General features: G+C 40.3%; 1 protein-coding gene. It reads left to right on the top strand.

Translation table 11 applies throughout. The annotated features are described in order from the left end of the window. Positions 1-5: 5 nt before the first annotated feature. Positions 6-536, top strand: a 531-nt coding sequence (locus IEY73_RS34885; RefSeq protein WP_229716459.1) for a CHC2 zinc finger domain-containing protein, incomplete at its 3' end; no start/stop codon positions are given.

Below are 536 nucleotides of genomic sequence, written 5' to 3'. Positions count from 1 at the left end.
GTTACATGGCTTGTTGCCCTTTTCATGAAGAAAGGAGCGCGAGTTTTAGCGTCAATCAAATTAAAGGGTTTTATCATTGCTTTGGGTGTGGAGCGAGCGGGGATAGCATTAAATTTGTGATGGAGTTTGAAAAGCTTTCGTTTGTGGAAGCATTAGAGAAATTAGCCCACCGATTCAATGTGGCTTTAGAGTATGACAAAGGCGTTTATTACGATCATAAAGAAGACTACCACCTTTTAGAAATGGTGAGCTCGTTGTATCAAGAAGAGCTTTTTAACGCCCCGTTTTTTTTGAATTATTTGCAAAAAAGAGGGCTTAGTCTAGAGAGTATAAGAGCGTTTAAATTAGGCTTATGCACGAATAGAATTGATTATGGCATTGAAAATAAAGGCTTGAATAAGGACAAGCTCATTGAGTTAGGCGTGCTGGGCAAGAGCGATAAAAAGGATAAAACCTATTTGCGCTTTTTGGATCGCATCATGTTCCCTATTTATAGCCCTAGCGCTCAAGTGGTGGGTTTTGGAGGGCGCACCTTA

It is taken from the genome of Mangrovihabitans endophyticus, from assembly GCF_014646155.1.
Taxonomy (GTDB): Bacteria; Actinomycetota; Actinomycetes; order Mycobacteriales; family Micromonosporaceae; genus Actinoplanes; species Actinoplanes endophyticus.
The sequence above is the reverse complement of the archived record's forward strand: the minus strand, read 5'-3'. Positions and strand labels throughout refer to the sequence as shown.